The following is a 26,109-nucleotide window of genomic DNA, read 5'->3' as shown; positions in this document are numbered from 1 at the left end:
GACTTTGTTGATTCAAATCTCAACTCAGACTTTTATGACCTCAACAGAATCTCACAACCTACCGCTTTGGGTACAGGATAGGGATAAAGTTATCGCCGCCAGCACAGATGTTGAGTGGCGTTATCAAACACCTCCTGATTATTCGCGCTCCAAAGAAAATCTTGCTAAAGAAAGTGTATGTCATCATGTTGAAGGATCGTTAGAAGCGATCGTGCAGAATTTGGTAAGAACCTTCGAGATGGAGGTATCATTCAAATCTAACCCACAGCAGTGGTTATCAGTTGTGAGTGACAAGTTTCGTGTAAGTACCAATGGCGGAAAAGATTACACAGCCGCAGAGTTAGGCAACCAAGGTACTTACAATTTGTTTATGGCTGATTCTGAACATTACAAAGCGTCAGAAGAAAGTTTTGAATCATCAGCCAAAATCTTCCACACAACATTTCCCCAAGGTTTCCCTTGGGAAGTGCTGGAAGTGTTTTCAGGGCCACCAAACGTAACATTCAAGTGGCGGCACTGGGGACATTTTAGAGGTGCATACAAAGACTATGTACCCACTGGAGAGACAATTGAAATTGTCGGTATGAGCGTTGCTCGTGTCACCGATGATTTAAAAATTATTTCCGTAGAACACTATTTTGACAACACGCTGTTTTTAGACAAACTTACAGCTGGTGGCAAACAAACAAATAGTGAAACAACAGGAAGTAGTTGTCCCTTTAGTTCTTGGTTCTCAAAATTTCGTAAGAGTTAGTTAAATTAGGGTACAGAGTTAATTCTGTATCCTGATTTAACCCATTATTAACCAAAGGATGAAAATGCAAACATATTATTACGTTTTAGCCAGCCAGCGCTTTCTAGTCCAAGAAGAACCCCTAGAGGAAGTGCTGAAAGAACGCACTCGTCACTATCATGAAAATGAAAAACAAATCGATTTTTGGTTAGTTGAACAACCAGCCTTTTTAGAAGCGCCGGAAATGAAAGCAGTTAAAGCTCAGTGTCCTAAACCCGCAGCAGCGATTATATCTACAAATCCCCAATTTATTACCTGGCTGAAACTACGATTAGAGTACGTAATTACAGGGGAATTTAATGCACCTTCAGTAACAATTCCAGAGCCTTTGGCATCTCTTACTAGTGTTTCTTAGTCAAAGGTCAATCGTCAATAGTCAATCGTCAATAGTTTTTGTTCATCAAAATACTCGATTATTTTGCTTGACCATTGACATTTGACAATAGACTATTGACAAATTACTAAAATAAAATCTTTTAAGAAATCCAGCTTATGCGTCCCAATTTTGTGCAGAGATTTGAGACTATATCTAGTGCATTTGTAATAGCGATCGCAGGTTTAATCAATACTACAATTTCTGTGAACGCCCAACAAAAAATTCCTGTCTGCCAACCGCCCAATCCTGGAGAATATTTATTACTAGTCATTACTCCCACAGCAGAATATCAAAGGCAATTGCGGAGTGCTTTACCAAACGAAATTTCCACTACTACCTGCCAATATCTCACCGACACCGTGACGCGGATAGGTGGTTTTAACACTATTGAATATGCAAATCGTTGGGCAAGATACATCAATAATATTGTCGGGTTATCTGCCATCATTACGACAAAGCCTGCCGAAGTGGCTCAACAACCAGCAACAGTACCAACTGTTAGTTATAATCCCCAACCATTAGGACAAGGTTACGCCGTACTAGTAGACTACTACAACCGTCCAGAACTAGCTAATAGCGTGCAACAAGTTGTGGGAGGTAACGTCGGTTTTGCTTCTTATGGACAGCGCCCTTACTTGTTAGCAACTCATACAACCAACCAACAACAGGCATACAATACATTGCAAAAACTCAACGAGCGTGGCTTTTTCGCCATCCTCGTCGATAGTCGCAAAGTAGTGTTACTACGTTCAGCCGTCAAAGTACAGTAGTGCTAGAAGACAAGGGAGGTAAGCAAGCAAAGGGGGCAGAAAAAGAATTAGAGAAATTCTTACTCAGTATCTTTAACAAACGACAATTGACCAATGACCATTGACTCTTGACTAATAAGCTGCCCTTGCCAACCAGTAAATAGTGATCCCCAAAGCTGAACCAGCTATCACTTGTACTGGTGTGTGTCCCAGTAATTCCTTGAGGCGGTCTTGGCTAAACTCGTGCTTTTCATCAAATAATTCAGCAATCATTTGATTGAGTATTCGAGCCTGTTTACCCGCAGCTTGGCGAACTCCGGCTGCATCATACATCACGATAATGGCAAATACTGTTGCTAAGGCAAATTCCGGCGATGCCCAGCCAACAGTTTGTCCAATACCAGCTGCTAGGGCTGTGACTAGAGCCGAATGAGCGCTGGGCATACCTCCAGTCGTAACTAAAACACGCACATTCAGTTTTTGATTTTTGACTACCTCAATAACCAGTTTCAATGCTTGAGCAATAAAACAAGCTACCAGCGCTACCACCAGCACCCGGTTGTCTAAAATATCGGTTATGTCCTGCATGGTGTTTTGGTTCAGTTAGTTAAAATTAGCAGTAATTATTTTGTAAGTAAAAATTAGACACAACCCAAAATTCCAAATCTCAAAAAGAACTGATGCCAAATTGGCAAACTTGATATTGTTTGGGGTTGTTGGAGTAGCCTGTTAGTCAAGACTATGAATCTAACTGTTGCATAATAGTCACTTGAGGGTGGCGCACCCTCTTGTAGTAATGATTTACCACAAGACAGTGGCTCCAAAATTGACAATCCAAATTGGTATGTCCTAATTATTACGATTCACAATAAAGTGCGCTATTGCTTGGAGTGGTTGTGCCAGGTTGCCGAATGGCTCTAATTCTGCACAAGCTGACTCAATTAGCTGTTGAGCTTTAGCGCGTGATTGCTCAATTCCCCACAGACTAGGATAAGTGACTTTTTTTGCTACGAGGTCTTTACCCGCTGTTTTGCCTAGTTGTTCTTGAGTCGCAGTCACATCCAAAATATCATCAATAATTTGGAATGCCAGACCAATGTTTTGTGAGTAGCGAGTTAATCGTTGTACATCTTCTGTCGATGCGCCTGCCAAGATACCGCCACAAACCACACAAGCTTCCAGCAGGGCAGCAGTTTTATGGTTGTGAATAAAATTGAGGGTTTCGAGAGAAATATCAGATTTACCTTCTGACTCCAAATCTACTACTTGCCCACCTACCAAACCTGCTGCACCTAGCGCTCTGCCTAAGCGGGCAATTACCTGTAAAACTTTGTCTCTGGGAACATTTTCTGGTGTTTGAGTGGCAACCAGTTCAAAAGCAAAGGCTAGTAACCCATCTCCAGCCAAAATGGCAATATCGTCACCATAGACTTTGTGATTCGTCAATCTACCACGACGATAATCATCATTGTCCATTGCTGGCAGGTCATCGTGAATTAATGACATTGTGTGAATCATTTCGACAGCACAAGCTGTAGGCATAGCCATTTCGACAGTGCCGCCCATCATTTCACAGGTAGCAAGGCAGAGAATGGGACGTACACGCTTTCCTCCAGCTAAGAGAGAGTAGCGCATTGATTCATAAATCGTTTCTGGATATATGACTGGCATACATGTATCCAGAGCAGTATCACAAAGCTTTTGGCGCTCTTTGAGATAGGCGACAAGGTTAAAGGTTGCTGTTTCTGGCATCTTCTGAAGGTTATCAGCTGCTACCATTCTTATAATTCCTTCAATTTTTGGCTTTTGGCTGTTTGTCTTATACGTCACAATTTTACGGGGCTTTGGCGCTGAAAAGTTATGCAGGATGAATCGGGAGTAAAAAATTCATAACTCATAACTTTTAACTAGCTTGTAGCGCGTAAATAGCTGGTAAATGTGTTTTGCAACAAGATGGCAACGGTCATAGGGCCAACACCACCGGGAACGGGGGTGAAATATTCTGCCACACCAGCAATTGATTGCAAATCGACATCGCCGACTAAGCGACTATTGCCATTGGCATCAGTGACGCGGTTCATCCCCACATCTACCACGATCGCACCCTGTTTTACCATGTCAGCGTTAATGAGTCCTGGACGACCAACTGCGGCGATGATAATATCGGCATTCTTGGTGATGTTAGCCAGATTTTGCGATCGCGAATGAGCAACTGTGACAGTAGCATCTGCTTCTAGTAGCATCAAAGCCATTGGCTTCCCTACTAAAATGCTGCGTCCTATAACCACTGCATTTTTTCCCCGCAGAGGAATATTATATTCTGCCAGCAAGTGCATTACTCCCGCAGGAGTGCAACTACGTAACCCGCTTTCACCGCGTACCAGTCGCCCTAAATTCACTGGGTGTAGTCCATCTGCATCTTTATCGGGATGTATTTGATGTAACAAAGACACCGCATCTAAATGGTCAGGTAAGGGTAGCTGTACCAAAATTCCATCAACTCTTTCGTCTTCGTTAAGTTCGGCAATAACCGCCTCTAATTCTTGTTGGCTAGTTTCTTGAGGAAAATGCTTACCAAAAGAGGCAATACCTACCTTAGCGCAGGCTTTTTCTTTATTGCGAACATAAGCAGCTGAGGCGGGGTTATCGCCGACCATTAACACGGCTAAACCGGGAGGACGGCCTACTTTGGCTTGTAATTGGTGAATTTGTGTTTGTAGTTGTTGGTGAATTTTTGCTGCTAACGCTTTACCATCAAGAAGTTTGGCAGTTGTTGTTTCCATGAGAATCCTCAGAAGATTCGCCTCTAATCCCAAATTTTAGTTGTCTGTAGTGAAGTTAACAGCGGGAAAAATTCTTGTTTGTTGATTTGCTGTTGCATATCTCCTACCACAAGACCATACTTGTTCATCTTCTCAGATCCCTTGTCGAATCTTACGGATAAAACTATGAAATTAGGAGATAGGTGACAGAAGACAGGGAACAGGGAAGGGTTAAAAGTCAACAGGTAATAGTAGAACAGTAGACAAGTTTTTTAGTTCTCCATTTTCTATTCCCGATAAAACTCATGCACAAATCGTCAAATTATTACCGCATAATCTGCAATTGTCTGCTAGTAGCAGTACTTGCTAGTTGTTCTGCTTGGAGGCTTCCAGAACTCAAAGGCGGTAATTTTGTCTTTGGTAGTAATGTCACACCAATTGAAAAAATTCCTACTAAACCAGACAAACCAACTACGGTTTATATCCAAGGTAAGGTAGAAAAACAAGTACCGCTGATGAAGCAGTGGGCATATCAAATTAATGATTCGACTGGCAAAATCTGGGTAATTACCAATCAAAAAAATTTGCAGCAGGGAACTCAAGTAGTTTTAAAGGGTAAAGTGAGCTATAAAAGTATTCCGATCGCTGGGCAAGATTTTGGTGAAGTATATATAACAGAAGAGTAATTTTTAAGTTTAAATTTTATGACTAACCAACTACCAGAAGTAGCGATCGCCATTCTTTACCAAGACAACAAGTATCTCATGCAACTGCGCGACAACATCCCCACCATTGCGGCGGCTGGTTGCTGGGGTTTGTTCGGCGGACACATCGAACCAGGCGAAACGCCAGAGGTAGCAGTCAAGCGCGAACTTATCGAAGAAATTGGTTATGAATTGCCGACATTTGCCGAATTTGGCTGTTATCCCGACGAAAAAGTCATCCGCTATGTTTTCCAGGCTCCCTTGTTGGTGGATATAAATCAACTGGAACTGAATGAAGGCTGGGATATGGGACTTTTAACACTAGAAGATATTAGCAGCGGTAGTTGTTACTCAGCAATAGCCGGCGAAATCCGTCCTTTGGGAACAATGCACCAAAGAATTATGCTGGATTTTATCAATCAACAAAGTGCTGACAAGTGACAGGTGATAGAAAATTATTTGTAACCTGTCACCTTTACCCTGTAACCTATAACCCTAGCCCCTTGAAAGAAATTAATCTGATGCCACAATAAACTAAAGAATTGTGGTGAAGTCATTCTCATGCAATCAGCAAACAAACTACCACGATGGTTAAGTTATGGCTTGGCGTTTCCGCTAGTCATTCTCAACGGTTGGTTATTAATCCAGGTTGTCAAGTACTTTCAACCCTTGGTTAGTGTAGTTGCGATCGCTATCCTACTAGCATTTGTCTTAAACTACCCCATCCAGTTCTTTCACAGACGAGGTGTACCCCGAAACTTGGCGATTATTGGAGTCTTGCTGTTAGCTGTGGTGATTTTAGCGGGTGTTGGTGTCACCTTAGTGCCAGTTATCTTGCAACAGCTAAATGAACTAGCTAATATTCTCCCTTCTTGGATAGATTCTGGCTTGCAACAATTAGAAGCTTTTCAAAATTGGGCAGCAACGCAACAACTTCCTGTTAATTTAAGAGGTTTAGCTCTCCAACTTTTAGAGAGATTATCTAATCAATTTCAATCTTTCACAGGCAGAATTCTCGGTTTTGCCTTTGATACTATCGGTGTTGTCGTTAATATTTTAATTGCCGCCGTTTTGACTATTTACTTAATCTTAAATGGTGAAAATTTGTGGAATGGAATTTATCAATGGTTTCCTGAACATATCGGCACAAAAGTTAGGCAATTACTCCGAGAAGATTTTCAAAATTATTTTATTGGTCAGGCAACATTGGGGGCTATTTTAGCTGTGTTGGTGACATTAGCATTTGTCGCTCTCCGAATTCCCCTTGCTTTATTGTTTGGGATTGCGATTGGCTTTTTCTCATTATTTCCCTTTGGTACAGGGATAGGAATTGCCATTGTAAGTTTATTAGTTGCTTTAGAAAATTTCTGGTTAGGCGTGGAAGTTTTAGGTGTAGCAGTAGCTCTTGACCAAATCAACTCTAATATTGTTGCACCCAGAATTTTAGGAAATTTAACTGGTTTAAATCCTGTTTGGGTGGTGATTTCTTTACTCATCGGTGCAAAACTAGGCGGAGTTTTAGGATTGTTAATTGCTATTCCCATCGCCAGTTTTATTAAAGATATTGCTGATAGTTGGCGAGCCGGAGAACTTACTCAAAAAATAATTCCTCATGAGGATGGTGTGAAAGTTACACCAATGGAAATAAATCAAGAAAATTACATTAGCAAAAGTTAATTAAAACTTACCTTGATAGTTCAGATACCAGACTTCTTAAAGAAGTCTGGTATCTTTGATTTTATATCATAATAGTTTCTTAACTTGTAGATAACTCAATATTTACTTATCGGCTAGAGAGAATATGCTAGATAACTATTTTAGTTTTCAACCCTGTTACCTATTCCCTGTTCCCTGCTGTAAGCTTACGACAAAGAATATCCTGTTGTATTTTTGACAAACTGCAAGACTTTTTGATAAGAATCTGGATTATTTGAGGAGTTAATAATGATTGGGATAGTGCCATCTGGCAACCAAAAAGTTATCCTCCCATTGGGTTCTTGACAAAAAGAACTGATGCAATGGAGGTTAACGACATATTCATTTTTGCCATCAATAATTTTCACCCAGTGACCGCTGTCTAGTTCTACATCAGTCACTTGTTCGAGATATTTGAGAACTTTTTGATAGTCTTCTAAGTTATTTTGAGGATTAATTACAATTGGAATTGCACTATCGGGCAACCAAAAGGTAACTCTGCCGTTTTTTTCATAGCAAAAAGCATTTACACGGTCAAAATTAATCACATATTCTTTCCTCTCGTAAAAGATTTTCATCCAGTACGGCACAACATCTCCTTAAGTCCAATGTGGAAAAATGATGCTAACCCTGTATAACAAAATATGTCAGTCCTAAGTCAATGTTGATTTGGGTGAATTTCAAGCTCAGTTTGAGTTTGAATGAGTTAAGAAACTTCTACAGGTGTTTGTAGATTAGGATTGGGATAGTTAAGAGCGATCGCAGCCTGCATAAATCCTTTAAATAAAGGATGGGGATTGCTAGGACGTGATTGAAACTCTGGATGAAATTGGCAAGCGATAAAGAACGGGTGTTGCGGAAATTCAACAATTTCCACTAAGCGGCCATCAGGTGAAGTACCACTGATGACATAGCCAGATTCCAACAATAGCTGACGATAAGTATTATTGAATTCATATCTATGTCGATGCCGTTCATAAATCATTTCATCTTGATAAAGCTTCGCGGCCAAAGTATTGGGCAGAATTTGGCAAGGATATACACCCAAGCGCATTGTTCCGCCTAAATCAACTACGTCCTGCTGTTCTGGCAAGAGGTTAATGACTGGATTGGTCGTCTCAGGGTCAAATTCAGCACTATTAGCATCTGACAAACCACTGATGTTTCTAGCCCATTCAATAACAGCACATTGCATTCCCAAGCATAAACCCAAAAAGGGAATATGGCGATCACGGGCATATTTGATAGCAGCAATTTTACCATCTACTCCCCGTGTCCCAAAACCACCGGGTACAAGTACACCGTCCACGCCTTCGAGATAATTTTCGACAGCTTCAGTTTCCAAGACTTCTGAATTTATCCACCGCAAGCGCATATCAGCGTGGGTCGCAATTGCTGCATGACGTAATGCTTCCACTACTGATAAATAAGCATCACTTAAGCGCACATATTTACCAACAATGGCAATCTCCAAAGTCCGCTTAGGACTGTAAAGCCTGTCCACCATTGTTTGCCATTGCGTTAAATTGGGTGGGCGTTGTTCCATTTGCAGCAAGGCGAGTGCTTGCTCTGCCAACCCTTCCCGTTCTAAAATCAGCGGTACTTCATAGATACTCAGGGCATCTTGGGAAGTAATTACACACTTTTCTGGTACATCACAGAACTCAGACAATTTCTGTTTTAATCCTGTGGGGATGGGGCGATCGCTCCGACAAACTAAAATATCTGGTTGAATGCCAATAGATCTCAGTTCCTTAACAGAATGCTGTGTTGGCTTAGTTTTCATTTCCCCAGCCGAAGCAATGTAAGGCAACAAAGTGACGTGCATATACAAAACATTCTGCCGTCCCACTTGCTTACGTAACTGGCGAATTGCTTCCATAAACGGCAGTGATTCAATATCTCCCACCGTACCACCAATTTCCGTAATCAATACATCAGGATTGGTATCTTTGGCAACTAACAAAATTCTGTCTTTAATTTCGTTAGTAATGTGCGGAATGACTTGGACTGTGCCACCATTGTAGTCACCGCGTCGTTCTCTATTGATCACCGCTTGATAAATTGAGCCTGTAGTCACACTATTCAGGCGTGACATTAAGGTATCGGTGAAGCGTTCGTAATGACCCAAATCTAAATCTGTCTCAGCCCCATCTTGGGTAACAAACACTTCCCCATGCTGAAAGGGACTCATTGTACCTGGGTCAATATTAATATAGGGGTCTAGTTTTAAAATCGACACCGAATAATCGCGTGATTTGAGTAAACGCCCCAGACTTGCTGCTACAATTCCTTTGCCGATACTGGAAACTACACCTCCAGTGACGAAGATAAATTTAGTCATAGTAATTTTGTATTTCTCTCTTGCGCCTTCTCAAAATACATCCCGTAATTGTGCCACAGGCACTGTCATGAAATCTTCTGTGATTTGCTGTGAAAAGAATTTTCGGATTAGTCGTTTTTAGTTTAATTGCTACCTCCTCTGTCGCATTGGCAGATTCATCTCTTATTGTTGTTTTTCCACCACCTAACTACCAAACCAGTACGGAAAAAATATTTTTTCTGGGTACAGCACCAACTAATGGACAAGTACTAATTAATGGTAAGGTAGTTAACCGCAGTCCATCCGGTCATTTTTCTCCTAGTTTCCCTTTACAGTTGGGAGAAAATGTTTTTACAGTAAGTCACAAAAATCAAACCATTCAGATTAAAGTAACTAGGCTGGGGACTATACCTGTTGTTCCACAGGGGTTAGAATTTGCTCCAGGTTCTCTGACTCCAGCAGTGGATATTGCCAGACTACCAGGGGAATTAATTTGTTTCAGTGCGATCGCTCCACTCAATGCTAACGTGTCCGTAAACCTCGCTAATCAAACTGTTGCCCTAGCACCACAACCCCAACAAGTACAACTACCAAGTAATTTGGCAGCCTTGACAGGCAGAAACCAACCTACAGCCCAGTCGATTGCTGGCAAGTATGCGGGTTGCACTACGGTGCAACAACCTGATGCTCAATCTTCAAGCCTAATTTACGGTAACAACATCATTTCTGGTGCTGTTGTCCCAGATGCTAATCAAGAGATAAATTTAGGTCAACCTCAGTTTAAACTGACGCGGAATGGTAAGACAATTACTCAACTGGGAACTGGCAAAATAGCAATTCTCTCGCCTGCACAGTTATCTGTTGCCGAGGTGATAGTAGATGCAGGTGTGGCCCGCACTGGGCCGAGTACTGATTATTCCCGGCTTACCCCCCTACCTAAAGGAACACAAGCTACTGTTACAGGCAAAGAAGGTGAGTGGTTGCGTTTGGATTATGGTGCTTGGATTAATAGTAAGGAAACTCGTATCTTACCAGGGGCAATTCCGCCACGCACAATTATTCGCAGTGTCGGATATCGTCGGATTTCTGGTGCAACAGAGATGGTTTTTCCCTTACAGTTTCCTGTACCTGTAAGTGTGCAGCAAAGTGATCAAACTTTCACTTTGACACTTTACAATACCACTGCCCAAACAGATATTATTCGTTTGGATGATGACCCGGTAATTTCTCGCCTAGATTGGCAGCAGCTGACTCCGGGACAGGTGCAATACACCTTTAACCTCAAAAAAGCGCAACAGTGGGGATATCAGCTGAGATATGAAGGCACGACCCTGGTTTTAGCTTTGCGCCATCCGCCTGCCATTGAAAATCGGAGACGAAAGCCTTTATCTGGTATCAAGATTCTACTTGATCCGGGGCATGGAGGTAAAGAATCTGGTGCATCTGGGCCGACGGGATATCTGGAAAAAGATGTGAATTTGGCGGTATCGAAGTTGCTGCGCGAGAATTTGCTAGAACTTGGAGCAACAGTTGTGATGACAAGAGACTCTGACAAAGATGTTTCTTTACCAGAGCGTCAAGCAATTATCAGTCAAGAAAACCCGGCGATCGCACTTTCCATTCATTACAACTCTTTACCCGATGATGGCGATGCGGAAAAGACCCAAGGAGTTGGGATGTTTTGGTATCATCCCCAAGCTCATAATCTAGCGGTATTCATGCACAACTATTTAGTCAAAAAACTCAATAGACCTTCTTACGGTGTCTTTTGGAATAACCTCGCCCTCACCCGTCCGGCCGCTGCACCATCAATATTGATGGAGTTGGGTTTTATGAGTAACCCGAATGAATTTGAATGGGTCACAAATCCCCAGGAACAGCAAAAGTTAGCCAAAGTTTTAGCTGAGGGGATTGTTGAGTGGTTTAACGGAGTGAAGTAATAATTTTTGTCTAATACTTTTCTGTTAAAAGTTGACTAAGCCTTGCAAAGGCTTGGTCAACTTGGCTCACTCAAGTTGTATCTAAAAATAGATAAAGTCTATTTGAGGGTGTAAGGGTACAAGGGTTTTATTCACATACACCCTCTACCCCTACACCCTGATAACGAGCCTCAAAACTCAAACAAGATTGTTTTTTTTAACTTCCGCCTTGTGGAACTAGTCCCAATCTGGCATTTGTGCGCCTTCTTCACCACCAACACCAATACCAGTGTTGAAAATCTCCGCATCAGTAATATTCAAATTATCCATTGATGCGCCATATACATTTGAGTCGATAATCTGAGCGCGGCTAAAATTAACACCGTTAAGATTGGCTTTTTTGAAGTTAACGTTGGTAACAAAAGTTGAAGCTAGGTTAGCTCCTTTCAGGTTAGCGTTGGTGAAATCTGCTCCTTCTAAGTTAGCGCCTGAAAGATTAGCTTGAGAAAGGTTAGCACCACGTAAATCTGCACCAATTAAATGAGCGCCACTGAGGTCAACTCCGACTAGATTACACCGCTGACATTCCCCAGTAGATATAAGTCTTTGTAAATCTTGCGAATTCCCTGCTTTTACAGAGCTTGCAAAAATGAGGGGAGTTGCTGCTAAGGCTACAGCTGCAAATAGCTTAAGTTTCATAATTTTTCCCCTTTTTGTTGAAGTAACATCCGTTCTTTTCCTCACGATTCTATTATCTCACCAAATTTCTAGACAATGTTGATTTAACTCACAAAATGCAGGTGATAATTAATATCTTGGTAGACAGCGAAAAAAGAGTATTGAGGCTGGTTTTGGGCTGTTTGTAGGGAAAAACTCGCTAGAGAATGATCCATTTTTATCTTGTTAAATCTTTTTAAGAAATTCAAGTATTTATTTTGATTTGTCATTAGTTCTTAACCAGAATTTTTCTCGGACTAATTAACACTAAGTAATTGCGAAAAAAGTGGATCAAGTTACAGTAAATTCACTGATATAGCGATTAACTAACTGAGGCTGTTCTTGCTGTACCCAATGTCCGCAATTGGGAATATACTGAATTTGCAAGTTGCTAACATAGGCATCCGTTCCATAAGTAAGCTCTTTGCCAAGGGCTGTATCATTTTCACCCCAAATCAATAGTGTCGGTACATTCAAAATTCCCCAATTCTTACTGGGTAAAAAGTGGGAGAATATATTGCGGTAGTAGTTGAGCATTGCTGTTAAAGCACCAGATTTAGCCGCAGCTTTTTTATAAGCTTCTAGGTCAGATGCCGTGAACGCATTTTTATTAACTGCTGTGCCTTGAATAGTCTGGGCAATTGGTTGATAATCAAAGGCTTGTAACAAGAATTCTGGAATAACTGGCAGTTGAAATAAGAACATATACCAGCTACGTAGTAACTGTTGAGGAGTTGATAATCCTTGAGAGAATTTAGCGGGATGGGGTAAGTTAAGTACGATTAGTTTCTCTAACATTTCTGGGTGGGCATAGGCAAAACACCAAGCGATCGCACCGCCCCAATCATGTCCCAATAAAATGCACTTTTCGTGACCGAAACCTTTAATTACGCCCTCAACATCTTTGATAAATTCATCCATAACATAAGCTGATTGCTCTTTGGGTTTTTCACTATCGTTATAGCCACGTAAATCCAGCGCCACGACTTGAAAATTTTCAGCAAATTCTGGTATTTGATGCCGCCAAGAATACCAAAATTCAGGAAACCCATGTAACATCAACATTAAAGGGCCTGTTCCTTGGGTGACATAGTGTAGCTTGACACCATTAGTCGTTATATATTTGTGTTCCCAGGAATTTTTTATTTCCGACATCTGTTTGATTTGATCTAGAAATAACCTAACTTTTGTAGAATTATGTACCACCTGCCTAGAGCAAACATCTATTAAAGGGCAGTTTTGCAGGTGGTAGTAATGTCAGAGAATTTTCATATTAAGTATGAAGTATGAAGAATGAAATTTATAGTTCATACTTTTCTCAAAGCTATGAAAACAAAAGAAATTCGCGGTGTCTGGCTGACCACTACAGATAGTAAAGTTTTCCGGTCAAAGCAACGGATTGCACAAGCAATGGATTTGTTGGCGGAGACGGGATTTAATGTGGTGTTCCCTGTGGTTTGGAATAAAGCCGTGACTATGTACCCTAGTAAAACTATGCAGCAGACTTTCGGGGTGGAGATTGACCCGATGTCTGTTGGTCGTGACCCTTTAGCGGAGGTGATAGCTGAGGCGCGACGAGTAGGGTTGAAGGTTATCCCTTGGTTTGAATATGGCTTTGCGAGTTCTTATAACTTGAATGGGGGAATGCTGTTACAGCAAAAACCAGAATGGGCGGCGCGTGACAATCAAGGTAATTTATTGCAGAAAAATGGCTTTGAGTGGATGAATGCTTTTCATCCCCAGGTGCAAGATTTTATGTTGAACTTGGTTTTGGAAGTGGTGAAAAATTATGATGTGGATGGAATTCAAGGAGACGATCGCTTTCCGGCTTTACCATCAACAGGTGGTTATGATCCCTTAACTATTGCTCGCTATCAACAGCAATTTGGTTATAGTCCACCTCATAACCATCAAGATAGACAATGGTTACAGTGGCGTGCTGATATTCTGACAGATTTTTTGGCACGTTTATATGGTGAAGTGAAAAGAGTTAACCCCAACTTGTTGGTGTCTATGGCACCAAACATTTATGATTGGGGATTGCGAGAGTATCTGCAAGACTCTGCTACATGGTTGAAGCTGGGTATAGTTGATCTAATTCACCCGCAGATATATCGCCGTGATTTTCATAGTTATAAAGCGATCGCCAACCAAATAACCAGCTGTCAATTTACAGATGCAACGCTGCCCAAATTAGCACCAGGAATTTTGATCAAGCTTGGTAGTTACTCCATCAGCCCAGAATATCTCGTACAGGCGATCGCCTACAACCGCCGACTAGGAATTTCTGGCGAAGTCTGGTTTTTTTATGAAGGTTTGCGAGAAAATAACAATGCTCTTGCTCAAGTTCTACGAAATGGTGCATACTCTAAACCTGCGGCGTTTCCAACTTTGGCTGATTTACAGCAACCCAGTAATAGCCGTTATTTATCTTTTTGGCAGAAAATCAAGAGATTCTGGAAAAATCTTTTTTAGAGGACAGGGAGCGTGGCTGATATCTTACAGATAGAACAGGTAATTCAAATTCTCAAACAAGATTTACCTACACTCTTTGAAAAAGATATTTCATATAACATATATACACAGGATATTTATTTTCAAGACCCAGTAAATAAATTTAAATATAAATTCAACTATCGCATTATTTTTTGGACATTGCGATTTCACGCTCAATTATTTTTTAGCCAAATCGCCTTTGATTTACATGAAGTTTATCAATCAACAGAAGATACTATTTTAGCTAAATGGACAGTCAGAGGTATATTGCGTGTACCTTGGCAAGCCAAGATATTTTTTAATGGTTATTCAACATATAAATTTAACTCAGATAATTTGATATATGAACATATTGATACCTGGGATAGACAGCCAGGAGAGATTCTAAAGCAGTTTATCCAAAAAGGATAAATTTTATGAATTACGAATTACTCATTAAAATATAATGACAAGAAGAGTATTTTCTGGTGTCAACATAGTTAAATTTCAGCATCCCTTTGATCAAAAAGCCTTAGCTAATTTGAATAAAATGCCAGGGTTGCCTTTATTGTTGAAAAAGGTGAATGAGTATGGCATTGACCGTTTACTCAGAATGCAAATTATTGGTGGTGAATTTCGTGTAACACCGCAGAATTTTCCCAAATTAGATGATGCGTTTACAGAAAGTTGCCAAATTCTTGACCTAACACCAAAGCCAGAACTTTACTTATTTCGTGGTACAGGACATATTCAAACCAATGCTGTTGGTGTGGAAAAACCAATGGTCAGTGCGAATTTGGAAGCGATGGAATGGTATTCACACGACGAATTATTGTTTGCCTTTGGGTGTGAAATTGCCCGCATTAAAGGTAAATATATTGCTTATCAGCAAATGGCAAATGTTATGCCACTGTTAAAAAATGTCATTAACAGTACAACTTTTGGTTTGGGAGGCTTGGCGGCTGGTGGAATAGAAATAGCTTTAGCTAATTGGATGATAATGTCAAAATTCACTGGCGATCGCGTGGGTTTATTAGCATGTCAAGATATTAATATTGCCATCACTGCACTGATGAAATTAGCAGGTTTACCATCTGAATATTTAAATGCAGAGACTATTGCTGATTTTCAAGCTCAAGCGCGAGAATTTTCGACTATTAGTCTTGATAACTTGGATCAAATCACGAAGATATTAAGTTTTATGGAATACCGCTTTCCTTGGTCTGTGATGCGAGCTTGTGAATTGTTGAAGTGGGTTGATTCTGGAGAATATGACAAGTTAATGCAAGCAGAAAATTTAGAGCAAATAGAAAATTTTGCAGAACCTCCAGCGACAGATTCTGAAGATTGGCAATTTATGTCTTCTTGGTAAATTATCAAAAAATATAAGAGGATGTTTTAAATCTTCAGCAAGGTAAAAATTTAGTTTTCAACTGAGAATAAAAGAAGATTGTCATAAAAATAACAGTCTCTGCTTCAATGTAACACAACTGTATAGAAGAGAGATAACATGATGTTTGTTAGCTCTTAACATCTATTTTTGAGATATTTGTAGCCAAATATCTCTAGTAGTAGATTAAACTGAAACAATGACAAACCCCGAAAATTCCAGGGTGAATATATGTTTGTTGTGCGTTTGAACCCAGAACTAACTTATCTCATCTATAAAATATGAAGGTGGAGTAAAAGGTGACTAGTATTGATAATCACGTCTTCTCTTTTTCAGGAGAAGTATTAATTCCTCAAGCTCCTCCTGAATACAAATCGGGGTTTATCGGCATTATTGGTCGTCCAAATGTCGGTAAATCTACTTTGATGAATCAATTAGTAGGTCAAAAAATTGCTATTACATCACCAGTAGCACAAACGACACGTAACCGTTTGCGCGGAATTTTAACAACAACAGAAGCACAGATAATTTTCGTCGATACACCGGGAATTCATAAACCCCACCATCAATTGGGGGAAGTATTAGTACGGAATGCCAAACTGGCTATTGAATCAGTAGATGTGGTGCTGTTTGTAGTCGATAGTACAGCAGCTTGTGGTGCTGGCGATCGCTATATTGCTGAGTTACTGATTAACAGCCACACACCCGTAATTTTGGGACTGAATAAAACCGATCAACAACCAGAGAATTCCCAGTTTATCGATGAAAGTTATCAGCAGTTAGGTGAAGCTAATCAATGGCCGACAGTCAAAATTTCCGCCAAGACTGGTACAGGATTGCCTGAACTGCAAGAATTACTCATTGATAATTTAGAAACTGGCCCTTTATATTATCCACCTGACTTGGTAACTGACCAACCAGAACGGTTTATTATGGGCGAATTAATTCGGGAACAAATTTTGTTATTAACCCGTGAAGAAGTGCCACATTCTGTAGCGATCGCTATTGATAAAGTAGAAGAAACAGCAACTATTACCCGCGTCCTCGCCACCATTCACGTCGAGCGTGATTCCCAAAAAGGTATTTTAATTGGTAAAGGTGGCTCGATGCTCAAAGCCGTTGGTAGTGCAGCCCGCGAACAAATTCAAAAACTCATCTCTGGCAAAGTATACCTGGAACTTTTCGTCAAAGTCCAGCCAAAATGGCGACAGTCTCGCTTAAGTTTGGCAGAGTTTGGCTATCGCGTGGAAGAATAGAGAAGTTAGTCAAGAGTCAAAAGTCAAAAGTCAAAAGTTATTGGACTGTTGACTTTTGACCCTTGACCCTTGACTCTTGACTATATAAAAAAATGTCTATCAATTCTAGCCATCCCTTGAATCTACCGACTGATACACCTGTTTTGCGGGTGTTGATTGTGGAAGATGACCCAATGATGCAACTGGGACTAGAACAGTCATTAATGGCGCAACCCCAGTTAGAAATTGTCGGTCAAGCAGAAGATGGTTATTTAGGCGTGCAAGCCGCCTTAAAATTAAAGCCAGATTTGGTAGTTATGGATATTGGTTTACCGCGTCTGGATGGAATTGCAGCCACACAGCAAATTAAAGCCGCATTACCAGAAACTCATGTCGTGATGCTGACATCTCACACCACCGAGACTGAAGTGATTGCTGCATTATCAAGTGGTGCAGACGCTTATTGTATCAAAGGTGCGAGTGTAGAAAGATTATTAAAGGCGATCACAGCTGCTGTTGATGGTGCGACCTATTTAGATCCGCAAATCGCCAGACGAGTAATTGACAACCTCAAACCCCCCACAACCCCCGGAAACACAGCTAACTTATCCACAAGAGAGTTAGAAGTTTTAAAACTGATGGTAGACGGTTTGAGTAACCCAGAAATCGCCGAAAGACTTTATCTCAGTCCCAACACCGTCAAAACCCATGTACGCGGGATTATGAACAAATTAGCAGTTGATGATCGTGTTCAAGCTGCTGTAGTTGCACTGCGATCGGGTTTAGTGTAGTTAATAATATGTGACCGTTGCTAAAAATTTACTCGGCGGAATGTCATTTTTCACTCGTATTTAAAAAGAATTAATGACATAACATTGACACAGATTTGTCAAAACTTTTCAGAATTAAACCAGTCTAAATCAGAGGATAAGTGTTCATTCTGAATTTAGGTGAGCAAGGTTATGACTTATAGAATCACTTCGGTTAGTTTGTTGCTAGGATTAGTTGCAGCTTCTTTAGGTAATGGTATAGCCTCGGCTGATATCCCTGGTAAACATCCATATTATATTCATGCTCGCAGCGACCTCCGACAAGCAGAATTACTTCTGCAAAAAGCCGATGAATCTAATGTTCTTCAAGAAGAGAAAGCTGCATATTCTAAAGTTCATACAGCGATCGCCGAACTTGACAAAGCTGCTGTCCTAGATCGTAAAGATATCAATAATTATCCAGCAATTGATAGTTCATTGAAACATTTAGATAAGTTTCGCAGTATTTACAAACTTTTACGCAGTGCAGAAAAGAATATAGAGAAAGAGGAAGATAACCATTCTGCTGTAGGTTGGCGTAATCGAGCCAAAGTTAATATTGAACAAGCAAAACACTATGTCGAAAACGCTGCTAGTAAAGATGTAATTGACGATTTAAGAGCTAGTAATTACTAATTAAAGGGTTTGGGATAGGATGAAGGGGTAGAGGCGTGTAAGTGTTCAAAACCCTTACACGCTTGTTTCATTCAATCCTGACCTTGTTTTAAAGGAATAACAATGACAAATTCTGTACCTTTACCTGGGAATGAAATACAGTCAATCTTTCCATGATGATTTTCGGTCACAATTTGATAACTAATAGACATCCCCATACCAGTACCTTTACCAATGGGTTTTGTAGTAAAGAAGGGGTCAAAAATACGTTTTTTGATATCTTCTAGGATACCTAGACCATTATCAGCAATTTTAATCGCAATCTGATTTGGATTAATTATTTGTGTACTAATCCTAATTGTGTTGGGAGATGCTTGAATTTCCTGGGGAGTTCTTTGTTCATCTCGTTCTTCTAAAGCATCAATAGCATTAGTTAAAATATTCATGAATACTTGATTGAGTTGACCTGCATAGCACTCAACAAGCGGTAATTGTCCATATTCTTTAATAATTTTAATACCTGGATAATCAGATTTGGCTTTCAGACGATTTTCTAAAATTAATAAAGTACTATCAATGCCTTCGTGAATATCAACTGCTTTATATTCTGCTTCATCAAGACGAGAAAAATTTCGCAGAGAAAGGACAATTTGCCTGATGCGATCGGCTCCTATTTTCATCGAAGATAATAACTTCGGTAAATCTGTCATTAAAAATTCTAAGTCTATAGCAATAATTTCTTCTCGAATCACATCAACAGGATAAGGATAGTGTTCTTGATAGAGATTAATCAGATTGAGGATGTCATGAATATAATTATTTGCCGGGGTAATATTGCCATAAATAAAGTTAACTGGATTATTAATTTCGTGAGCCACACCTGCTACTAACTGTCCCAAAGAAGACATTTTTTCGCTTTGAATCATTTGGGTTTGAGTGCGTTGTAGTTCTTTGAGTGTCTCCTCTAATTGTTGAGTTTGTTGTCTCAGTGCTGCTTCGGCGTTTTTGCGATCGCGTGATTCAATTGCTAGACGCACAAAGTCAGTAATTGAGCCGATAAAACTTTCTTCTTCTAATGTCCACTGGCGCTGAGTTAGCAAATGTTCACAACAAACTACACCAATTATTTCCCCTCTCGACCAAATTCTTGCATCCAGCATCGCCGCAATTCCCAGTGGGGTTGTATAAATTGCCGAAAATTCTGAAGTGCGAGGATCAGTATGCACATCAGCAACTGCAATTATTTGTTCCTCCCTGAGAGCTTGAAAATACTTAGGAAAATCGCCGACAAATAATTCTAAACTATGACTGTGACAATTTTTGTCTTGTTCATATAGGTCAACACATTGAATGCTCAAACGTTTATCTGTGTATAACCAAACACTAACCCGTGTAACATCAAGACCTAAACTAGCTACTTCCGTTATATATTGAATGGCAATTTGAAAATCATCATGTTGTAGTTTTTCGCTTTGCACAAGTTGCTGTAGAGAATTACTATGTCTGCGAAAGCGTTTCTCTGTTTCTTGGCGTTCATAAATTTCTTGTTTTAATTGATTGATTGTTTGAAGCAGCAAAGTAGCTTCAATTTTATCTTGGGAGGCAATTATCTGAAATGAACCTACTAAAAACGAATTACCAACTTCGTCACAAAAGAGGCTTTTTTTCGTCGATATAATATGGGTTTCACCTCGACAATCTGTGATTAATTCCTCATGTTCATCTGTCACCCCTGTGGCGAATACCAGTTCATCTCTCTCCCAAAAAACATCGGCTTCTGTTTTACAGAAAAAATCATAGTCAGATCTACCCATTAGTGATTCTCGTTCATAACCCATGAACTGACACAAGGCATCATTAACAAACACCCAACTGTGTTGCCGATCTTTCACAAATATGGGATCTGTAATAGTGTTAAGAATACTCCACAGAAAAGTCCGAGAAGATTGTTGCTGTACAAAGGGGAAAAACGCCATCTTGCTAAGTCCTGCAAGTAATGACTTTCTTCTAAGCATCTCATCCAAATCAGAGATGAGTAGCGCAAAAGATTGCCTAAATTTTCCCTTAGTATGCCCAATGTGCGTTTAAATTCCAAATGGCTGACGCAATTAAACAGAAAATCATGTGTTTTAGCGTCATTTCTATAATTTTTAGTGCTTATGCACCCGTTCCAACAACCATAAAGAAGCCACAGCACCAAAAAAGTGAGCCGTAATTCCATTAATATTTGCCACTGCGACAAACACATCTAACGCCCGAATAATTTTGTTGGGGTCTGTAATTGCTACCCCTGGTGGTTGAGAAATTGATTTGGCGACCAAAACGCCTAAAGTTGAGCCAGCCCCCAAAAGCGTTAATAGTATGCCGACTAAACTCACAACTAAGCCTAATCTAATAGCGGCGATCGTATCTGCTTTACTAGGGTGTAAAGCGTGATTAGGATTTTCTAATTGTTTACCAAGGCGAGTATAGCGAAAATCCCAGTAGACGCTAAATAATAAAGCTACAATCCCGCAGACTGCCCAAAATATGCCAACTCCCAAACCTGCATTTGGTTGGTCAGCAAAGCCACGCCCAGTGGAAGCAAACAATACAGCTATACCAGAAACCACAGCCAGTCCTAGTTGTAGCCAGAAAGTAATCCAACCTGTCCAGCGAATAGTATTGCCAATTGCATGAAGCGACGGTGCTAAAGTTTTTGCATCTGTTTCTGTTTGCATATTAATTTCCATCTGTGGGAATTTCTGGGAAACTGCCCCCAATCTCCAGCATATTTTGGCTGGATAATCGGATACCCCTACCTACAGGCAGAACCAGCAAACTATCTCCAGGATGAATAAGTATATTTGGGGGTTAGGTTTGAAAAAGTTGCACACGGCATTAGATTATTCTGCAAACACTTTAGAGTAAAATTAATCCTTTAGATAGAGGAGGGCAAAGCCGATGACTCGTGTCATCATTGTGCGTCACGGTCAAAGTAGCTACAACGCTGAACGGCGGATTCAAGGACGCACGGATGCGTCAACGTTAACAGAAAAAGGTCGTCAAGATGCCAGTAAAGTAGGCAAAGCCCTCAGTAATATTTCGTTTAATGCAATTTATTGCAGTCCTCTGCAACGAGCTAAACTAACCGCTGAGATTATTCAAGGTGAGTTAACCAATACTCCAGAGTCTGCTGTTGTTCAGACTTCTGATAAGTTGTTAGAAATCGATTTGCCTTTGTGGGAAACAATGCTAACTGCTGATGTCGAGCAGAAGTTTGCTGAAGACTATCGGATTTGGCACGAACATCCCGACGAATTGGTCATGCTAGTTAACAATGCTGAGGGAACTAGAGAGCATTTTCCGGTTGTGGCTTTGTACGCACAAGCAAGGCAATTTTGGCAAGAAATTTTGCCGCAACATCAAGGTAAAACTATTCTCATAGTTGGGCATAACGGAATTAATCGCGCCTTAATTAGCACAGCACTAGGCATTCCTCCCAGCCGTTACCATGCTATCCAACAATCTAACTGTGCTGTCACTGTACTGAATTTTGCTGGCGGATTGGATGAACCAGTCCAACTAGAATCGATGAATCAGACGCAACATACAGGAGAAAGTTTACCATCCTTGCGTCCTAGTCATCAGGGAGTGCGGTTGTTGTTGGTGCGTCACGGCGAAACAGAGTGGAACCGTCAAACCAGATTTCAAGGACAAATTGACGTTCCTTTGAATGACAATGGGAGAAATCAAGCCCAAAAAGCCGGGGAATTTCTCAAAGATGTAGCCATTGATTTTGCTGTGAGTAGTTCAATGCTACGTCCTCAAGAAACGGCCGAAATTATATTGCGTCAACATCCAGACATTAAATTAGACTTGCAGGATGGTTTAAGAGAAATTAGTCATGGCCTTTGGGAAGGGAAGTTAGAAGCAGAAATTGAACAAGAATTTCCTGGGGAATTGCACCGTTGGCGAACTATCCCCGCTGAGGTACAAATGCCGGAAGGAGAAAATTTACAACAAGTTTGGGAACGTAGCGTTGCTGCTTGGCAATCTATTGTGCAAGCTGCATTAGACAATCAACTCAAAACTGGATTAGTAGTGGCTCACGATGCTACTAATAAAACCTTGCTTTGTCATATTCTTGGTTTAACAGCCGAAAACTTCTGGAATTTTCGTCAAGGTAATGGCGCAGTGAGTGTTATTGACTACCCCAACGGACTGGATGGTTTTCCCGTTTTACAAGCAATGAATATCACGGCTCATTTGGGTGGCGGTGTTCTTGATCAGACCGCAGCTGGAGCATTATAAAACAGGGAGGAGTGAAGAGTAAGTAGTGAGGAATTAAGCTAAGTGTGAAAGTAAAGCCTAAATATTAGCAATCACAGCATAGTTTAGAACATTAACAGATGAAAAACATTAGACACCACAAGGCTTTTAATTTTGTCACCTGTCACCTGTCCCCTGTCACTTGCTATAACTCCTGACTCGTCACTCCTAACTTATAATTTTTATGACTGAACTTTTACAACAAGTACGAGTAATTGACCCGGTTTCTGGTACTGACCAAATAGCAGATGTCTTGATTGCTGATGGTCAGATTCAAGCTGTAGCGGCACAAATTGCTAATATTAGTGCTGATACTCAAGTTAGAAATTGTCAGGGATTAATTCTAGGAACTGGGTTGGTTGATTTATATAGTCACTCTGGCGAACCAGGGTTTGAAGAACGGGAAACTTTGTCGTCTCTGTTGCAAGCTGCTACTGCTGGCGGCTTTACGAGAATTGGTATTTTACCGGATACATCTCCATCTATTGATCATCCGGCGCTTGTGGCGCAGTTGCAAAAGCAAAGCAGCGCTTCTCCTTTGCTGAATATCTGGGGTGCAATTACTTTAGATGTGGCGGGAAAGCAGATGACGGAATTGGCTGATTTGGCGGCTGCGGGAGTTGTTGGTTTTACTGATAGTCATCCGTTAGATAACTTGGGGTTGGTGCGGCGAGTGCTGGAATATTTACAGCCGTTGAATAAACCGGTAGCTTTTTGGCCTTGCGATCGCCAGCTTACTTCTAATGGTGTCATGCGGGAAGGGGCCAATGCGCTGCGTTTTGGTTTATCACCAGTCCCCGCCAGTGCGGAAACAACGGCGATCGCTTCTTTGTTAGAATTAGTTGCGGCTACTGGTAATCAACAAGTTCATATTATGCGTGTTTCTACAGCGCGGAGTGTGGAATTAATCGCCGCTGCTAAGGCTGCTGGTTTACCCATCACCGCCAGTACTACTTGGATGCACTTGTTATTAGATACCGCAGCTATTCAAAGTTATGATACCAGTTTGCATTTAGACCCGCCTCTAGGTAATCCTATTGATGTGAAATCTTTGCGTGCTGGTGTTCGCACTGGGGTAATTGATGCGATCGCGATCGACCACGCAGCTTATACTTATGAAGAAAAAGTCCAAGCTTTTGCTGAAGCACCAACTGGGGCAATTGGGTTTGAGTTAGCCTTGCCTTTACTGTGGCAAAATCTGGTCGAAACTGGGGAATTTACCGCATTAGAATTATGGCAAGCATTAAGCGCTAATCCGGCGAAATGTTTGGGACAGAAATTAAGTACAGTGACTCCCCATCAAAAAGCTGAGTTAACTTTATTTGATCCCACACAAACTTGGAAAGTCTCCAGGAAAAATCTACATACACTTTCCAGTAATACACCTTGGTTTGGTAAAGAATTACAAGGTCGTGTTTTGCAAACTTGGTGTTAGATATGAATCATGAACCCTGACGCATTGTAGTGCTATCTGGCATTACTGGGGACTTGAGTTTTTGTTGTTCTTTTTGTGCGTCTAGTTTTTGTTGAGCAATTGTTTGATTTGCTAATGCTAATGCGTTTTTAGGATCAAGTGCTAAGGTAGCCATAAAAGTTTTTACAGCGTCTTCTAATTTGCCCAATCTCAATAAGGCAACTCCTTTACCAGCTAAAATATTCGCATCCATTGGAGCTAGAGTACTAGCTTGGTTGTAAGCATTAATTGCCTCATCATATCTGGCTAAATTAAATAGTACGATGCCGCGGTTGTACCATCCTTGCGATAAATTAGGGTTAATGCCGATCGCTCTATCTACAGACACTAAGGCTTCTTGATTGCGGGATAAATGCCACAAGACAACACTCCGGTTAGCCCAAATATTAGCTAAAAGTGATTTATCGGCAAATTTGCCCACATTTTCTAATGCTTTATTATATGCTGCGAGTGATGCTGAATAACGGTCTAAGGTTTTGAGAATTCTGCCTTTATTAAACCATGCTTGAGCATATTTCGGATTAATTTCGGTGGCGCGATCGCTACTAGCAATTGCATCGGCATATCTGCCTAAATACCATTGGGTAGCTGCACGATTATTCCATGCTTCAGCATAGTTGGGATTGAGAGCGATCGCTCTTTCTATTGATGCTAATCCTTCTTCGTAATTTCCTAATCCAGCTAAAGCGATTCCTCTCTGTTCCCAAGCTAAGGCGGGACTGATATCACCCCAACGACTATCGCCTTGGAGTGCTTGTTCTGCGGCTGCTTGTGCTTCGGGAAATTTACCTATTTTGTTCAAACTCGCACTTTGACTGGCTAAGGCTAAGGCATAATTAGGACTGAGTTTGATGGCAAATTGGTATGAAACGACAGCTTGTTCTGGTTTACTGATTGCTGCTAATGATCTACCATGTTCTAACCAAATATCTGCATCTTTCGGATTCATCGCCACTGCTTGATCAAAGGAGGCGATCGCTTCTTCTAATTGGCCATTTTTTTTCTGTGCCAGACCCTTAGTGTACCAAGCAATTGCTGGCGTAGTATCACCCCAATTTTGATTAACTTTAATTGCTGAGTCGCAAGCTGCGATCGCTTCGCTGAACCTGTTTAAATTTGCTAATGCTTGACAATTGCCCACTAAAGCTAATGAATTCTCAGGAGTAATTTCTAAGGCGCGATTAAATGAGGCGATCGCTGCGTCTAGTTGTCCTAATTTACTTTCTCCTAGACCACGATTGTACCATGCCACAACTGCTGTAGTACTGCCCCAGTTACCATCAGAACGCAGCGCTAAATCACAGGCGGCGATCGCTTCGGCATATTTGTTTAAATTTAATAATGCTTCACATCGTTGAGCCAAGGCTAAAGAATATTTTGGTTGGAGACGTAAGGTGCGATCAGCTGAGACTAACGCTTCACTATACTTGGCTTGCTTGAGTAAAATTTCTGTGCGCGTTACCCAAATTTCTGGTTCGTCTGGCTTAATCGCAATTCCTTGATTACAAGCGGCGATCGCTTCATCATATTTCTTTTCCTCTCCCAACAACTTACAAAAATTTGCCCAGTAGTCAAAGTCTTTGATTTCTAATTTTTCTTCAGCAAACAAAGTTGTTGGGACTAACGAATTTGCTAATAAAAAAATCGCCGTTAGTCCTCCAATCATACTGCTGGATTTGGCTGATTTCCTCAACCAGTTATTAATAGCTTGTCTTCGTCTTGACTTGGCAGTAGCACAAAAATATTTCATATTTTTTAAACT

The 26,109-nt window shown here is 40.7% G+C and carries 25 protein-coding genes; 15 read left to right on the top strand and 10 right to left on the bottom strand.

The features are described from left to right. Positions 1-34: 34 nt before the first annotated feature. From NCWK1_RS13785 to NCWK1_RS13775, 3 genes are all read left to right on the top strand, one after another. Entirely contained in the window at positions 35-754 is a 720-nt protein-coding gene (locus NCWK1_RS13785) for a SnoaL-like polyketide cyclase (RefSeq protein WP_103125145.1), read from the top strand. A 64-nt stretch (positions 755-818) separates the two neighbouring features. After that, the gene (locus NCWK1_RS13780) at positions 819-1,148 is read left to right on the top strand and encodes an MgPME-cyclase complex family protein (RefSeq protein ID WP_096585606.1); all 330 of its coding nucleotides are present in this window, start codon (positions 819-821) and stop codon (positions 1,146-1,148) included. Positions 1,149-1,285: 137 nt separating this feature from the next. After that, the gene (locus tag NCWK1_RS13775; RefSeq protein WP_096583111.1) at positions 1,286-1,939 is read left to right on the top strand and encodes a hypothetical protein; all 654 of its coding nucleotides are present in this window, start codon (positions 1,286-1,288) and stop codon (positions 1,937-1,939) included. A gap of 111 nt (positions 1,940-2,050) precedes the next feature. Here the strand turns inward: NCWK1_RS13775 and NCWK1_RS13770 are convergent, their stop codons facing one another. The 3 genes from NCWK1_RS13770 to folD form a co-directional block, all read right to left on the bottom strand. Then, on the bottom strand, positions 2,051-2,506 hold the full coding sequence (locus NCWK1_RS13770; protein WP_096583113.1) for a divergent PAP2 family protein: 456 nt from the start codon (positions 2,504-2,506) through the stop codon (positions 2,051-2,053). A gap of 261 nt (positions 2,507-2,767) precedes the next feature. Continuing rightward, entirely contained in the window at positions 2,768-3,697 is a 930-nt protein-coding gene (crtE, locus tag NCWK1_RS13765; RefSeq protein ID WP_096583115.1) for a geranylgeranyl diphosphate synthase CrtE, read from the bottom strand. A 128-nt stretch (positions 3,698-3,825) separates the two neighbouring features. Further along, positions 3,826-4,701 carry a bifunctional methylenetetrahydrofolate dehydrogenase/methenyltetrahydrofolate cyclohydrolase FolD gene (gene folD / locus NCWK1_RS13760; protein ID WP_103125102.1) on the bottom strand — a complete coding sequence of 292 codons (876 nt, stop codon included), beginning with the start codon at positions 4,699-4,701 and terminating at the stop codon, positions 3,826-3,828. 284 nt (positions 4,702-4,985) lie between these two features. On the opposite strand from folD, the gene NCWK1_RS13755 reads away from it, so the two are divergent. The 3 genes from NCWK1_RS13755 to NCWK1_RS13745 all read left to right on the top strand — a co-directional run bounded on the left by NCWK1_RS13755 (position 4,986) and on the right by NCWK1_RS13745 (position 7,061). Continuing rightward, positions 4,986-5,366, top strand: coding sequence for a hypothetical protein (locus tag NCWK1_RS13755; RefSeq protein WP_096583119.1), 381 nt, complete (start codon positions 4,986-4,988; stop codon positions 5,364-5,366). Between the two features lie 18 nt (positions 5,367-5,384). Further along, the gene (locus NCWK1_RS13750; protein WP_096583121.1) at positions 5,385-5,825 is read left to right on the top strand and encodes an NUDIX hydrolase; all 441 of its coding nucleotides are present in this window, start codon (positions 5,385-5,387) and stop codon (positions 5,823-5,825) included. Positions 5,826-5,945: 120 nt separating this feature from the next. After that, positions 5,946-7,061 carry an AI-2E family transporter gene (locus NCWK1_RS13745; RefSeq protein ID WP_103125101.1) on the top strand — a complete coding sequence of 372 codons (1,116 nt, stop codon included), beginning with the start codon at positions 5,946-5,948 and terminating at the stop codon, positions 7,059-7,061. 185 nt (positions 7,062-7,246) lie between these two features. Here NCWK1_RS13745 and NCWK1_RS13740 read toward each other — a convergent pair whose 3' ends face one another. Together NCWK1_RS13740 and NCWK1_RS13735 are read right to left on the bottom strand one after the other, a co-directional pair. Beyond that, on the bottom strand, positions 7,247-7,669 hold the full coding sequence (locus NCWK1_RS13740; protein WP_096583131.1) for a hypothetical protein: 423 nt from the start codon (positions 7,667-7,669) through the stop codon (positions 7,247-7,249). A 116-nt stretch (positions 7,670-7,785) separates the two neighbouring features. Then, complete coding sequence (locus NCWK1_RS13735) at positions 7,786-9,423, bottom strand: CTP synthase (protein WP_096583133.1); 1,638 nt, start codon at positions 9,421-9,423, stop codon at positions 7,786-7,788. Positions 9,424-9,512: 89 nt separating this feature from the next. Between NCWK1_RS13735 and NCWK1_RS13730 the strand changes: the two genes are divergently transcribed. Then, entirely contained in the window at positions 9,513-11,342 is a 1,830-nt protein-coding gene (locus NCWK1_RS13730; protein WP_103125100.1) for an N-acetylmuramoyl-L-alanine amidase, read from the top strand. A 216-nt stretch (positions 11,343-11,558) separates the two neighbouring features. Here the strand turns inward: NCWK1_RS13730 and NCWK1_RS13725 are convergent, their stop codons facing one another. Continuing rightward, positions 11,559-12,020: a pentapeptide repeat-containing protein gene (locus tag NCWK1_RS13725; protein WP_096583137.1), complete on the bottom strand. Its 462-nt coding sequence runs from the start codon at positions 12,018-12,020 to the stop codon at positions 11,559-11,561. Positions 12,021-12,329: 309 nt separating this feature from the next. Then, entirely contained in the window at positions 12,330-13,193 is an 864-nt protein-coding gene (locus tag NCWK1_RS13720) for an alpha/beta fold hydrolase (protein ID WP_103125099.1), read from the bottom strand. A gap of 171 nt (positions 13,194-13,364) precedes the next feature. Between NCWK1_RS13720 and NCWK1_RS13715 the strand changes: the two genes are divergently transcribed. The 6 genes from NCWK1_RS13715 to NCWK1_RS13690 all read left to right on the top strand — a co-directional run bounded on the left by NCWK1_RS13715 (position 13,365) and on the right by NCWK1_RS13690 (position 18,583). Further along, complete coding sequence (locus tag NCWK1_RS13715) at positions 13,365-14,513, top strand: glycoside hydrolase family 10-like protein (RefSeq protein ID WP_103125144.1); 1,149 nt, start codon at positions 13,365-13,367, stop codon at positions 14,511-14,513. Positions 14,514-14,525: 12 nt separating this feature from the next. After that, positions 14,526-14,945: a C6orf136 family protein gene (locus tag NCWK1_RS13710; RefSeq protein WP_103125098.1), complete on the top strand. Its 420-nt coding sequence runs from the start codon at positions 14,526-14,528 to the stop codon at positions 14,943-14,945. Positions 14,946-14,979: 34 nt separating this feature from the next. Further along, positions 14,980-15,885, top strand: coding sequence for a M48 family metallopeptidase (locus NCWK1_RS13705; protein ID WP_103125097.1), 906 nt, complete (start codon positions 14,980-14,982; stop codon positions 15,883-15,885). Between the two features lie 317 nt (positions 15,886-16,202). Continuing rightward, the gene (gene era, locus NCWK1_RS13700; RefSeq protein WP_103125096.1) at positions 16,203-17,159 is read left to right on the top strand and encodes a GTPase Era; all 957 of its coding nucleotides are present in this window, start codon (positions 16,203-16,205) and stop codon (positions 17,157-17,159) included. A 92-nt stretch (positions 17,160-17,251) separates the two neighbouring features. Beyond that, on the top strand, positions 17,252-17,929 hold the full coding sequence (locus tag NCWK1_RS13695) for a response regulator (protein WP_103125095.1): 678 nt from the start codon (positions 17,252-17,254) through the stop codon (positions 17,927-17,929). Positions 17,930-18,100: 171 nt separating this feature from the next. Then, positions 18,101-18,583 (top strand): hypothetical protein, encoded by a 483-nt coding sequence (locus NCWK1_RS13690; protein ID WP_096583152.1) that lies wholly within the window; start codon positions 18,101-18,103, stop codon positions 18,581-18,583. Between the two features lie 71 nt (positions 18,584-18,654). On the opposite strand, the gene NCWK1_RS13685 is transcribed toward NCWK1_RS13690, so the two are convergent. Together NCWK1_RS13685 and NCWK1_RS13680 are read right to left on the bottom strand one after the other, a co-directional pair. Further along, on the bottom strand, positions 18,655-20,538 hold the full coding sequence (locus NCWK1_RS13685) for a PAS domain-containing sensor histidine kinase (protein ID WP_187308146.1): 1,884 nt from the start codon (positions 20,536-20,538) through the stop codon (positions 18,655-18,657). Positions 20,539-20,712: 174 nt separating this feature from the next. Beyond that, positions 20,713-21,282 (bottom strand): DUF3611 family protein, encoded by a 570-nt coding sequence (locus NCWK1_RS13680; protein WP_103125143.1) that lies wholly within the window; start codon positions 21,280-21,282, stop codon positions 20,713-20,715. 223 nt (positions 21,283-21,505) lie between these two features. Between NCWK1_RS13680 and NCWK1_RS13675 the strand changes: the two genes are divergently transcribed. Both NCWK1_RS13675 and NCWK1_RS13670 read left to right on the top strand, forming a co-directional pair. Next, entirely contained in the window at positions 21,506-22,855 is a 1,350-nt protein-coding gene (locus NCWK1_RS13675; RefSeq protein ID WP_096583154.1) for a histidine phosphatase family protein, read from the top strand. 202 nt (positions 22,856-23,057) lie between these two features. Continuing rightward, positions 23,058-24,308: a dihydroorotase gene (locus NCWK1_RS13670; protein WP_103125093.1), complete on the top strand. Its 1,251-nt coding sequence runs from the start codon at positions 23,058-23,060 to the stop codon at positions 24,306-24,308. Positions 24,309-24,315: 7 nt separating this feature from the next. Here NCWK1_RS13670 and NCWK1_RS13665 read toward each other — a convergent pair whose 3' ends face one another. Beyond that, positions 24,316-26,097 (bottom strand): tetratricopeptide repeat protein, encoded by a 1,782-nt coding sequence (locus tag NCWK1_RS13665; RefSeq protein WP_103125092.1) that lies wholly within the window; start codon positions 26,095-26,097, stop codon positions 24,316-24,318. Positions 26,098-26,109 lie beyond the last annotated feature (12 nt).

This window comes from Nostoc cycadae WK-1 (assembly GCF_002897135.1).
Taxonomy (GTDB): Bacteria; Cyanobacteriota; Cyanobacteriia; order Cyanobacteriales; family Nostocaceae; genus Nostoc_B.
This window is presented reverse-complemented; position numbering and strand designations above follow the sequence as displayed.

Coding starts and splice junctions, on each gene's coding strand:
- NCWK1_RS13725 (WP_096583137.1), bottom strand. CDS start 12,020: ATGAAACTTAAGCTATTTGCAGCTGTAGCCTTAGCAGCAACTCCCCTC.
- NCWK1_RS13750 (WP_096583121.1), top strand. CDS start 5,385: ATGACTAACCAACTACCAGAAGTAGCGATCGCCATTCTTTACCAAGAC.
- NCWK1_RS13675 (WP_096583154.1), top strand. CDS start 21,506: ATGACTCGTGTCATCATTGTGCGTCACGGTCAAAGTAGCTACAACGCT.
- NCWK1_RS13665 (WP_103125092.1), bottom strand. CDS start 26,097: ATGAAATATTTTTGTGCTACTGCCAAGTCAAGACGAAGACAAGCTATT.
- NCWK1_RS13755 (WP_096583119.1), top strand. CDS start 4,986: ATGCACAAATCGTCAAATTATTACCGCATAATCTGCAATTGTCTGCTA.
- folD (WP_103125102.1), bottom strand. CDS start 4,701: ATGGAAACAACAACTGCCAAACTTCTTGATGGTAAAGCGTTAGCAGCA.
- NCWK1_RS13720 (WP_103125099.1), bottom strand. CDS start 13,193: ATGTCGGAAATAAAAAATTCCTGGGAACACAAATATATAACGACTAAT.
- NCWK1_RS13685 (WP_187308146.1), bottom strand. CDS start 20,538: ATGGCGTTTTTCCCCTTTGTACAGCAACAATCTTCTCGGACTTTTCTG.
- NCWK1_RS13695 (WP_103125095.1), top strand. CDS start 17,252: ATGTCTATCAATTCTAGCCATCCCTTGAATCTACCGACTGATACACCT.
- NCWK1_RS13690 (WP_096583152.1), top strand. CDS start 18,101: ATGACTTATAGAATCACTTCGGTTAGTTTGTTGCTAGGATTAGTTGCA.
- NCWK1_RS13780 (WP_096585606.1), top strand. CDS start 819: ATGCAAACATATTATTACGTTTTAGCCAGCCAGCGCTTTCTAGTCCAA.
- crtE (WP_096583115.1), bottom strand. CDS start 3,697: ATGGTAGCAGCTGATAACCTTCAGAAGATGCCAGAAACAGCAACCTTT.
- NCWK1_RS13680 (WP_103125143.1), bottom strand. CDS start 21,282: ATGCAAACAGAAACAGATGCAAAAACTTTAGCACCGTCGCTTCATGCA.
- NCWK1_RS13785 (WP_103125145.1), top strand. CDS start 35: ATGACCTCAACAGAATCTCACAACCTACCGCTTTGGGTACAGGATAGG.
- NCWK1_RS13715 (WP_103125144.1), top strand. CDS start 13,365: ATGAAAACAAAAGAAATTCGCGGTGTCTGGCTGACCACTACAGATAGT.
- NCWK1_RS13705 (WP_103125097.1), top strand. CDS start 14,980: ATGACAAGAAGAGTATTTTCTGGTGTCAACATAGTTAAATTTCAGCAT.
- NCWK1_RS13775 (WP_096583111.1), top strand. CDS start 1,286: ATGCGTCCCAATTTTGTGCAGAGATTTGAGACTATATCTAGTGCATTT.
- NCWK1_RS13735 (WP_096583133.1), bottom strand. CDS start 9,423: ATGACTAAATTTATCTTCGTCACTGGAGGTGTAGTTTCCAGTATCGGC.
- NCWK1_RS13745 (WP_103125101.1), top strand. CDS start 5,946: ATGCAATCAGCAAACAAACTACCACGATGGTTAAGTTATGGCTTGGCG.
- NCWK1_RS13770 (WP_096583113.1), bottom strand. CDS start 2,506: ATGCAGGACATAACCGATATTTTAGACAACCGGGTGCTGGTGGTAGCG.
- NCWK1_RS13670 (WP_103125093.1), top strand. CDS start 23,058: ATGACTGAACTTTTACAACAAGTACGAGTAATTGACCCGGTTTCTGGT.